Here is an 11458-nt window from a genome sequence, read left to right as displayed (position 1 = left end):
GGAAGCATTCGTTCAACCGTTACGCCAGGTGTATCCAGTGGAACGAGAATCATCGACTGCTGTTCGTGCTTAGGCGCATCAGGGTCATTTTTCCCCATCACAATGGCTAGTTTGCAACGTGGGTCTCCTACTCCTGATGACCACCATTTGCGGCCGTTAATCACATACTCATCACCATCTCTTTTAATGCTTGCCTTGATATTGGTCGCATCACTTGAAGCAACATCGGGTTCTGTCATGGAAAAACACGATCTAATTTCTCCTGCCAATAGCGGTTCAAGCCACTCTTTTTTTTGCTTTTCTGATCCATATCGTTCCAAAACTTCCATGTTGCCCGTGTCCGGCGCACTGCAGTTAAAAACTTCCGGCCCAATCATGGAGCGACCCATAATTTCACAGAGCGGTGCGTATTCCAGATTCGAAAGCCCTGCTCCATATGTACTGTCAGGCAGAAACAGGTTCCACAAACCTTTTTCTTTGGCTTTTTGTTTTAATTCGTCCATTATCGGCGGAACAGCAGACCATCGATTTTCCTGCTCGTTCAGCTGTTCTTTGTAAACGCGCTCATTCGGATACACATGTTCTTCCATAAATGCTGTTAATTTCTGTTGCCATGCTTTTGTTTTGTCTGTGAATGAAAAATCCACCTTTTATTCCCCCCTTAAATATCTATACCTACTGGATAGTATATTCTGAATATTTGATACTATTATAACAGATAGACAACATTTTTCAAATTGAATTTTAAACAAACCCCTATTGACTTTACCAGGGTAACACTATCACTCTTTTAAAAGAAGAACTACTTGGCAGTATTTTTAACTGAATTTTGTGATTGATAAAATATTTTTAATTACATGACACCTTTTCCCCCTGACATTCGATTGTAATAATAGAAAGCGTCATATCTACTATCGTGTGTGGTAAGAAAAAGGTGTCATTTTGCAGTAAATCATTTTCAGTTTAAAAACTGGTATCGGACATTTTAGGAACTACCATCACCACACTTAAAGGAGCTGTCACATGGACAACAAACTTTCATTTGAAGAAATTTTTGAGCAAAACGAACGGCGGATTCATTACCAAATCCATAAAATGAACATCCGCGATCCGCATCAGGAATTCTTTCAGGAAGGCTTAGTCGCACTGTGGAATGCGTATGAAACCTATCAACCGGACAAAGGTCCCATGGCAACGTACTTCAATTACATGATCCGGAACCGCCTGATTGATTACATGCGCCGGGAAAACCGCCACCATGAGAACCAGCAGCAGGCCATCCAGGCACAAAAAATACAAGACACCGACGGCAATCATCACAGGGGCACAGAAGCCTCCAATCCAATCGTAAACGAGCGATCTTTCCCGTTGGATGATGCCAGTCATTGGAAACATATCAAATCCCAACTGACGGAAAATCAATGGAAATGGGTGTATGGCTATATTATTCAGGAAATGCCCTACAAAGAAATTGCCGAACAAGAAAATACTACTGTTGATGCGGTGAAAAGTTGGGGAAAACAAGTGAGAAAAAAATTGAAGAACACGCAACTACGTGAAATAATGTTGATGGAGGATAGCCGCTTATGATGCCGCTATCCACATCAATTCGTATAAGATTTTAATGCTTTTTTAAACAAATTCCAGAACCTGTCATAGTTTAACTGATAGGCGAAGTTTACATTTGGTGTTCTTTTCGTTACACCGAGTGTATCCACACACGTCATGCCATACGTCAATTCCCCTGTGGTTTCAATATCCACCCGAACATGTTTAACATCAAAAATGGCAGTGTCGATCAAGTATGCCACCGTACAAGCATCATGAATGGGTCCGCCATCCATCCCAAACACATCGTGATTTGTCTTGATAAAAAATTTTAATAAATCGACAACAAAATGCGAAACCGGATTATCGATTTTAGAAAGCTCATTAACTGTTTCTTGTGTCGCAAGGGCTTGGTGTGTCACATCCAAGCCGAACATGGTAATGGGAACGCCACTTTCAAAGACAATTTTAGCTGCTTCAGCATCCACGTAGATATTAAATTCAGCAGCCGGTGTCCAATTGCCGAATGTACCGCCACCCATTAAAACAATTTCGTTGATTTTGGGAATAATGTTTGGCTCCATAATCATCGCCAGGGCAATATTGGTTAGTGGCCCGGTCGGAACTAACGTTAGATCACCATCCGATTCCATCACTTTATTGATAATCAGATCAACCGCATGCTGCTGAGCGGGTTTATTGACGGGTTCACTCGGAAGCACCGGCCCATCCAACCCTGTTTCCCCATGAATTTCCTCAGCTATTTCCCGCTTTTTAAACAGCGGTTTCGGCGACCCCTGTGCTACAGGAACGTCTGTTAACCCGGCGATGTCACATACTCTAAGGGCATTTAACGTATTTTTTTCAACTTCTGCATTCCCTGCCACTGTTGTAATGGCTTCAATCTTGAGCAGACTCACCTTTGAAGCCGCTAAGATAATGGATATCGCGTCGTCGTGTCCCGGGTCGCAGTCTAAAATGACGCGTTTTTCGTTTTGCATCCGTACAACTCCTTAATGCTTCTTGTTAAAAAATTATAATGGCAACTGCCTTTCCGCACAAGGACCATTGCCATTATTTTGAGGAAATGGTGTCTTATTATTCGTCAATGATACTATTTCCGGATTAACCAAGTCATGATAGAACGATCTGTCCCGTGACTACTTAGCGTTCACCTCGCATAATACGGTTTGATAGAAAATCTTTACACTTTGATTTTAATCATTTTTTATTTGATTGGCCAATTTATTGAAATAAAGACTTAACCTTCTCTGATATTAGGATTCCACCCACGGAACCCCAATATCAGAATATTCCCATTCCTATCTCCCTTCCCGTAAACATTTTACTCATACGAAAATCGCGTGATGCGTCTGAATTTCTTCCTATTAACAACACCTGTCAATTTGCCTAGGACTTCTGCTGTTTATTGTTTTTGATCACCTATCTATGAAAAACGGACCAGCACTATCGTAGGAGAAATTTTCATAGATTTTTTACTCACAATTAATACCAGCATCATATCCGGCTGTTACGCTTTAACCAGAAACTAAAAAGGAGGGCTAACATGTTAAAGAAACTTGGTATTGGAGCACTTAGTGTTGGGCTTGTCTTTTCCGGCTTAAGTCTTGGAACGGCAAGTGCAGGACCTCCGAGTTGGGCTGGACCACCGGATTGGGCTGGGCCACCAGACTGGGCAGGGCCGGGAAATGGAAAAGGAAATAATAAGGTCGAAAACGTCATCTATATGATTCCGGATGGGTTCAGTACTGCCTATGCTGCCAATTACCGGGTGTATAAAGGAGAAGAAGCCGTTTGGGACGACCATTTAAAGGGGATGTACACCACTCATTCAGCAAACTCGGACATAACTGACTCTGCTGCAGCTGGGACTGCCATGGCAACCGGTCAAAAAACGAATAACGGTGTGATTGGTCTTGATCCGAAGGGCAATGATCTCGAAACCATTCTGGAAGCTGCTGAAAAAGAAGGCAAAGCGTCGGGGTTGGTTGCGACATCAACCATCACCCATGCGACACCGGCTTCTTTTGCAGCACATGTGGATGACCGCAACAATGAAACTGAGATTGCCAGACAGCTTGTTAACAGCGACGTCGATGTCATGCTTGGCGGCGGCAAAAATAACTTTCTCCCGGCATCTGAAGGCGGCAATCAGGAAGACGCCAATTTAATCAAACAAGCCAAAGAGCAAGGAATGGATTTTGTAGAAAATCCTGAAGAATTAGCAGAAGCTGATGTGGATGTCGAAGAAGGCGAAGGACTCCTTGGTCTGTTTGCCGGTGATGCACTTTCGCCCGAACTGCACCGGGATGAAACGGAAGAGCCAAGTCTCGCTGCCATGACGGAAACAGCCATTGATACACTGGAACAAGACAAAGACGGATTTTTCCTGACTGTTGAAGGCAGCCAGATCGATTGGGCAGGACATGCCAACGATGCTGCTTGGGCTATGTCAGACACGGCGGCTTTTGAAGCGGCTGTACAGGAAGCTGTCGAATTTGCAGAAGAAGACGGTGAGACCCTGGTAGTTGTTGCGCCTGACCATGACACAGGCGGTATGACTGCCGGCACAAACGACTCAATGGAACTGAATGCCGATATCCTGCAAAATGTCACAGCTACAGGTGATCATATGGCATCTCAGCTAAACAACGAACGCTCTAACGCCCGTGAAGTCGTTGAGTCATCTACTGGCATGACCTTAACAGAAGCGGAAGTCCAGAAAATCCAGGAAGCAGACAATGCTGCATTGGCCATTAACAGTGTTATCAGTGACAAAGCACGTGTCGGATGGACAAGCACAAATCACACAGGTGCAGACATCCCGGTCTATGCATACGGACCGAAAGCTGATAAGTTTTCCGGTTTTTACGATAATACGAAACTGCCACAAATTATTGCAGAAGCTATGAAACTGAAATCGGAGAATAAGTTATTTTAAAACACCTGTAATTGAAAGAGACTGTTTCATAAGAATTTCTTGAAAACTTCAGTTCCCATTCAATCATCATAACAGGGTTCGGTCAATAGCCCGTATCACTATTTGATAGCGATACGGGCTTTGTTGTGTGAGTTATAGATCGGACAGTGAGGTTCCGGTCTTTACCCAAAATATAAGAATTCTTGGTTCAAGTGCCTCTGGCAATTGTAAAGAAAAACTTGACAACTGATTCTTTTACCAATCTGCTTTCTAATGAAATTACTTATTAAATAACGGGAGTACTGGCTATTTCGCGCCAGGCATGACAGGCATCTTGTCATGGGTCCCGAAAACGGGATGAGGAGCCTGTCACTCTGCCTTCCTATATGTCTGAATATCAGTGTATCCTTCTTTGGTTTGAACTGACTTTTCCAGGCTACTTCAGCATATCATTTCCCATTGTCCGGCGCTTTTTGAAACAATGCTTCCGGAATCATTTCAAAGCCTTCAATCACCGCATTCTCATCCACTTCCATCATTAAGTAACGCTTTCCGCTGAAATGGACTTGCCGGACATGTCTTAAATCTTGTGGGCTGATGGCGATATTCGCGATTTTCGTCTCGATTTTAATCGACTTTGAATCATATTTCGGGACAATGTTGTTCGCTTTAAACTCGTATTGTTCATCATCAACCACTGTTTTAAACGCGGACGCCACCTTTTCCGTATTAACGTCTTCTATCCCACTGTTTGTTAAAATGCTTTCGACATCCTTGTAATCTAATTTTGGCCGACCTTCCTCTTCATTTTCTTCCACGACTTGATGAATCTCGTCATATACATTCGATAGCGTGGATGTATGGATGGCTTGATCACCGGCTACGTTTTTCACAATTTCCTCGAAAACTAGTTTATCCTGTGCCGCCGTCATGATGTCTTCCGCATTTAAGACGTCTTCGATAAAGTGATAATCCGGTTCATTCTTCTTTCCTGCCGCATAAAGCACATGGTTGACGTCCGATGCATTATCTGTAATCGAAGGAAATAAAAAGCCTGACATCGGCGCTTTCAGATTGATAATCGGATCAACGACGATATTATACTTAAACGCTTTTTCAGTATAGTCAAACAGCAGTTCTTTTTTCGGATCCTGCGTTTTGTTTACGCTGCACAAAATAAAGGGATGGGAATAAACGGTATCCCGTTCACTTTCTTCTGCCTCTTCACGCATGTTCTTCATCGGCTTCATATACTCGCCCCGAATAAAGGTGACGACAATATCCATTTCATATTGCTTATTCGTCAGCATTTTTTCGACGAGCTGAAGCATTTGCCCTTTCCATTCTTCAGTATCGTTGCTTAACAGACCTTGATGAAGAATGAGCTGACTGTTGTTTTCCACATCACGCTGAAACTTTAATTCAAATAACTTTTCATCCAATTGGCCTGACAGCACTTTTTTAAAATTGTCCATAAACAGTTCTTGCTGTTCCTGTTCCAGCATTTCAAACGGCATACTTTGGTGATGGTAAACCTCACTCGATTCTTTCATGATATACACATTAAAAATATCATGTATGGTCAATAAATCATTATCCACTTTAAATTGTTTGCGTATATCTGCTATGTCTTTTTTGTCCAAAGTTGTTCCACTCCTAAGTTGATAATCAGTGTGTAATATTTTCGTACACACATTCTTTTATTCTATCATAGAGAGCGGCTGTCCTGCCTGCTGATTTTCCGGTTCAAATCCGCTTACTATGTTAATAGATCGAAAACGTAGCAGAGTCACGGTATATTATGAGCTCTGGCACTATTTCCAAATGTTCGGGACCTGACCCCGGCCTTGTCTTGCTGTTCCTGATTACGTCCCTGTAAACGCCATTGACGAATTATAGGAACATGCGAAAGCGTTCGACAACCTGATTTGTTTAAAGTACCTGAACGAATGCTTCTATTAACGCTTCAGGTGACACAATACGTTCGCCTCCACCCTGTGCAACTTTAGCATTCCCCCCACCTTTTCCATTGATCAGTGGCAGAACCTGCTTCAGCAGATCATTCATGTTAGCGTGGACAGCTTCTCCACTCGCACAGACGAGCTGCAGCTTTTCGTTAGTTTCGTTGACAAGCACAGCAATCATGTCATCGGATTTTGCCGTAGTCTTTTTTGCCAGCTGCTGCAGTTCCGGCATAGGTCTGCCCACGAAAACTGCTTTGATGATTTTCCGGCCGTCGCTCTCCTCCGCCTTTTCTATATAGGAATCAACCTCATAATCAATCAGTTCCCTTTTCAGTTCGTTTATTGTTTTCGCCTGATCTTTGTTCAACTGTAACGCGCGTATTGCTGTTTCATTCAAATCTTCCTGTGGCGCATTCAGTGTATTGGTTAAACATTGAATCACCTTATGTTTGGCGCCCAGCTTTTTCAATACCCTTCGCCCACAGACAAAATAGACCCGTACCTTTTGCTTTTGTTTTTCCCAATACAGCATTTTAAGCGCGCTCACCTGTCCCGTAGCGTCAGGATGCGTCCCGCCGCAGCCGTTATAATCAAAATCCGGAATGATAACAAGCCGGATATTGTCTGAAACAGAGACTTCTTTTCGGAGCGGATACTGCGAAAGTTCATCCGCTGACACCCATTTCGTCTCGATCGAACGATTTTCCAAAATAATGTCATTCGCCTTGTTCTCCGCCTGCATTAATTCCTCATCCGTCAAATCCGCGGTATCCAGATCAATCGAGCAGATTTTTTGTCCCAAATGAAAGCTGACCGTTTGATAGCCAAACATCTCCTCAAATGCCGCCGACAGAATATGCTGGCCGGCGTGTTGCTGCATATGATCAAACCGCCGCTCCCAGTCGATTTCACCTGTGATCTCATGGTGAATGTCAACAGGTTCTTCTATGTAATGGCGGACTTCTCCATCGGCTTCCTCCACATCATATACATGGATACCGTTCAATGTACCGGTGTCATGCGGCTGCCCGCCACCTGTCGGGTAAAAAGCTGTCCGGTCCAGCACAACGTAGAAACGACCCTGCTCATCCTTGTCAGATGTTAACACCCTGGCAGAAAACGAGCGTAAGTACGGATCCTGGTAAAATAATTTTTTCGTAAACATAGGTTGATGCTCCTTTGTTTGGTTGGAGTTATTATACGTTGGACATATGATTTTTTCAAAAGATAGAATTTGACATATAACGAACTTCAGGTTGAAATGGAATTTGGGGTAGAGGAAAATCCACTGCTTCCATCAAGAATTTCTTCAATTAAATGTGAGAAAGCTCTTTCTAAAAAACGATCATTCGTTTTAGTCAGGTTTGTTGACATTTTCCATCCGTTTTAAGAAATACTTCCATGCTGCTGCGTCCGTTTGCTCTTCAGCTGTCATATCATTGAAAGATTTCTTCGCAAGCGTTTTCTCGTATTCTCCCCCATACTTATCTTCATACATGCCCAGCTGGTTAACTAAAAAAACATACTCCTCTTTATCATTTTTTCTCTCATCAGCATCAGTATCTTGCTCATTGTACATTTCTACAACTTCTTTTACTGAAAGAGACTCTCCAGATGGTGCAATATATTGTGTATTAGCGGATATTCTTGCTTGTTTATTGCGTTCCTTACGTTCCACTCCGATAAAACGACCTTCTTTAATCCAATTATTAATCGTTGTAGTTGAAACGCCAAAAAACTTGGCTAACTGACCCGTTGTATAAGTTGGTGCATATTCCTTCTCTTCTGCTGCAATCGTAGCCATATGTTCAAGAATTTCAGTGAAACGTTCCCTTAACTCATCGGAATCATTAAACTAATAAAAGTAAGCCACCCGGGATCTTCCGGAATGGCCGACCGAAACATTCATATTCACCTATTGAACTAACGTCAGCATCCTTTTATCTTATTTATGAGCTAAAGGATTTTCTGTTGTTTCTTTCTCTTTCGCAAACGGACTTAAATTCATGAATAACGCGTTCAGTTGTTCTTCTTTTACATCATTACGCAACAAATGATCAAGCAAATCTTCCTGCCGCGCCTGACCGAGACTTAAACGATAAAGCGTCAAAATCTTCATCAGACGGTTATACTTCGCGCCATCCCGACTGAGTGGATATAATGGAAAAATGCGTTCAATTCCATTTCCCTTTTCTCCCGGCAATGACCAAAATGGTACAAGTTCCGAAGTAGAATCGTCTCTTTCCATCTCATTTGCCCGGCTGAACATTTCATTCCAGATATCTGTATCAAAAGAGATATCCCCATAACGATTTGCGACAGTTTGTCTGATGGCGTGACATTTATAGCGGTTGATTCTGCCATCCCGCTGCTCCAGGTCAATAGGGTTGGACGGCAGATTCCAGTGCATGATTTTCCGGCAGTAGTAATGAAAATCAAGCCCCTCCTGACCAATGGAGGTTGTTGCCAGCACAAATGGACGAAACGGTGAATTAAAGGCTAATCTGACATTATCTTTACGGTCTTTGGATCTATCAGCATTCCGTTTATCATAAAATCCAACCGCAAAATTCGTTCGCATTTTAATGGATGTATCCTTATTGCCCGATTGACCACTCGAAACACGTTTTTGAAACGATTGATAGGTGTCAACATTTAAACTTGCTGAATGGGACTTCAATGCGGTCGTCATCACATCCATAAGACGCTTATTGCGCTTTTGCGTTTCCATTCTGTTCAGCCCGCCTTCTTCCAGCAGCATATGGGCATATTCATCAAGCATTGCTTGAAAGTTTCCATCCACACAATACTTCAGAACACCTTTCCAATGAGCATCTTTTGCATATTGTAACGCGACAACTGAAGTCATTTCCTGTAAATTGAAGCGATCAATTATCGTTTTTCCAAGTTGAATGACGTGAGGAATGATTTCACTATCGGCATCCTTCATTAAGCGTAATGCACAAACTGCAGGTGAACCTAACACCATTGCCGTTAATACATCAAGCAAATCATCCGGCTGTCTGCCTAGCACCGGTAATGAATCCTCATGAAATACTTCCCGCAGCACTTCAAAATGCCTGGCGATTCCCGCAAGGTCCTCCGCTTTTTTCTGCTCCGCTTCATCATCTGCTGAAAGAAGAACATCCTGCTCGAACCAGTTCTGAATAACTGTCTCGTCCAAATCAAACAGCAGTGGGGCCATATAATACCATCGTTCATCACGCCTTGTGTCATCTGTCTTTACTTCATAGGAAAGTCCATCCAATAATTTAGTCAGTTTTTCTTTAATTTCCCCCTTAATCTCTTCATATGTCAGTCCTCGGTTCAATACATCAATCGGATCAAAAAGCTTTGCAAGTGTGACAGATGGATATAAAAGTGTTAAGTGATTCATGTTGGCGGGTACATTGTCCCTTAATGTAAACGTTAATCTTGGTTGGGGAAATCGTTGCTCTGCAAAATATTTATACGCCTTTGACCGCTTTTTCTTCGGTGTTCTCCGCACTAACTCCCCGACCGTTTTCCGCTCTGCTTCATAAGATAGAAGTGTCGCAATAGAGCGTGGAACCATTTCCCAGCCGGAAAAAACAAGTACTTTGGAAAAGGAATCCATCCCTCTGTAACACCCGTCGAATTCATAATATGGCAGTGACGGCGGAATCCACATCAGCCGCTCGGTACCATCAGATAGTGCAATCTCTTTTAATTTTGACAGTCTCGCATTCGTTTCACGTAATTTGCCATATCTTGCAATGACTTTTGCATCTACCCATAAAAGCGGATTTTTTAGCCTTGCATTGCTGACAGGATGTTTGCTTACTTCATGCGTTATTTTTTCCTTCAGCTTGTAATGATCCATAAACGACATGAGGAACGGTGCAGATTTGACATATTCGACCGGAACCCTGTCCTTTAATCCAACTTCCTGCATTAGTCTATCCATTTCGATATAGGAAGCAACATCATCTTCCGTTATTTGCAATGGTGCTTTATCGACCGTTCTATCACTGATACCTGAAGTCTCCTCTTCCAAAATACGTTCTGTTCTGGCAATTCCTTTATAAAGACTGTCTTCCGCAGCCTGTTTTTTTGCCAAAATCATGGCAAAATCCTGTGTGGAAACTTCGCTTAAAGATGTTGAAAAGTCCTCCCATACACGTTTGAATGTCTGCCTATGTTCTGGGTGTTTTTCAAATAAAAAGTCCGTAACCTGCATGAACTCTTTATAGTGTTCATCACTGCCTGATTCCGATATTTCCTCAAGAGTCGAATAAGGTTTGTATGGCGTAGCAGACAACAGCAGTATTTTTACCTGCGAATGATCTGCCTTGGGGGTATTAAAAAATTTACTGGCAAGCATTGCTGTTTCACTGTCACGTTCTGCATTAATCAGTTCCGGAAAACGCTGGAATTCATCCATAATGACGAGGTCTGCATCGATTAAATCAACACTTGCTTCCGCCATCATTTTTCTCAGCTTTTGAATGACGTGCGTCTGCCCCTCCACTCGTTTTCCTGTATCCCCCTGCTGTTCAAATATGGCTACGACGTCTATAAATTCTTGTTGAAACCCCGGATCTTCATGAAAAAATTGATCGATTTTCGAATGCATCGTTTTCAGGTACTTGCCGTCAGTTTTTTCATTACATGCTTCGACCCTTTTATCATACAGATCCTTCCAATCCGCCCAGCCTTTGTAAGCAGAATCGGTCATCATCATTTCCAATTCTTTCAGGTAAAGTTTAAAAAATTGATGCCGCTTCAATACAGCAAAAATCAATGCCCTTTCCCTGACACTGCCACAACCCTGTGTCATCTTAAACGAGGTGGACGGTGTTAATGGAATAAGCTGAATATAATTTTCCTGCACCTCCTGACTATATTCATCCTCAAAAATTTTTAAATGCTGCATGGACAGACGTGTATCGGAAAGCCCGTCCAATGTCACCCGATGATCAATTCTTAACTTACTCAGGTTTTGGGAGGCAATATTCTGATTGGA

General features: G+C 42.5%; 8 protein-coding genes. 2 read left to right on the top strand and 6 right to left on the bottom strand.

The window, feature by feature from the left end:
- The coding region (locus VK080_RS08325; protein ID WP_324224307.1) for an acyl-CoA dehydrogenase family protein at positions 1-647 on the bottom strand (647 nt) is incomplete at its 3' end.
- A gap of 376 nt (positions 648-1023) precedes the next feature.
- Here VK080_RS08325 and VK080_RS08320 point away from each other — a divergent pair.
- The gene (locus VK080_RS08320; protein ID WP_324224306.1) at positions 1024-1590 is read left to right on the top strand and encodes a sigma-70 family RNA polymerase sigma factor; all 567 of its coding nucleotides are present in this window, start codon (positions 1024-1026) and stop codon (positions 1588-1590) included.
- A gap of 14 nt (positions 1591-1604) precedes the next feature.
- Here VK080_RS08320 and VK080_RS08315 read toward each other — a convergent pair whose 3' ends face one another.
- Positions 1605-2549, bottom strand: coding sequence for a nucleoside hydrolase (locus VK080_RS08315; RefSeq protein ID WP_324224305.1), 945 nt, complete (start codon positions 2547-2549; stop codon positions 1605-1607).
- Positions 2550-3115: 566 nt separating this feature from the next.
- Between VK080_RS08315 and VK080_RS08310 the strand changes: the two genes are divergently transcribed.
- Positions 3116-4510, top strand: coding sequence for an alkaline phosphatase (locus tag VK080_RS08310; RefSeq protein WP_324224304.1), 1395 nt, complete (start codon positions 3116-3118; stop codon positions 4508-4510).
- Between the two features lie 428 nt (positions 4511-4938).
- On the opposite strand, the gene VK080_RS08305 is transcribed toward VK080_RS08310, so the two are convergent.
- From VK080_RS08305 to VK080_RS08290, 4 genes are all read right to left on the bottom strand, one after another.
- Positions 4939-6132 (bottom strand): DUF4317 domain-containing protein, encoded by a 1194-nt coding sequence (locus VK080_RS08305; RefSeq protein ID WP_324224303.1) that lies wholly within the window; start codon positions 6130-6132, stop codon positions 4939-4941.
- 289 nt (positions 6133-6421) lie between these two features.
- Entirely contained in the window at positions 6422-7618 is a 1197-nt protein-coding gene (locus VK080_RS08300; RefSeq protein WP_324224302.1) for an alanyl-tRNA editing protein, read from the bottom strand.
- Positions 7619-7807: 189 nt separating this feature from the next.
- Positions 7808-8257 (bottom strand): helix-turn-helix domain-containing protein, encoded by a 450-nt coding sequence (locus VK080_RS08295; RefSeq protein ID WP_324224301.1) that lies wholly within the window; start codon positions 8255-8257, stop codon positions 7808-7810.
- Between the two features lie 141 nt (positions 8258-8398).
- Positions 8399-11458 (bottom strand): hypothetical protein (locus VK080_RS08290; RefSeq protein ID WP_324224300.1); only part of this gene is annotated, 3060 nt, incomplete at its 5' end.

This window comes from Lentibacillus sp. (genome assembly GCF_035301925.1).
Lineage (GTDB): Bacteria > Bacillota > Bacilli > Bacillales > Amphibacillaceae > Lentibacillus.
The sequence above is the reverse complement of the archived record's forward strand: the minus strand, read 5'-3'. Positions and strand labels throughout refer to the sequence as shown.

Excerpts from the sequence above, each read along its gene's own strand:
- VK080_RS08320 (WP_324224306.1), top strand. The coding sequence starts at position 1,024 with ATGGACAACAAACTTTCATTTGAAGAAATTTTTGAGCAAAACGAACGG.
- VK080_RS08315 (WP_324224305.1), bottom strand. The coding sequence starts at position 2,549 with ATGCAAAACGAAAAACGCGTCATTTTAGACTGCGACCCGGGACACGAC.
- VK080_RS08310 (WP_324224304.1), top strand. The coding sequence starts at position 3,116 with ATGTTAAAGAAACTTGGTATTGGAGCACTTAGTGTTGGGCTTGTCTTT.
- VK080_RS08300 (WP_324224302.1), bottom strand. The coding sequence starts at position 7,618 with ATGTTTACGAAAAAATTATTTTACCAGGATCCGTACTTACGCTCGTTT.
- VK080_RS08295 (WP_324224301.1), bottom strand. The coding sequence starts at position 8,257 with ATGGCTACGATTGCAGCAGAAGAGAAGGAATATGCACCAACTTATACA.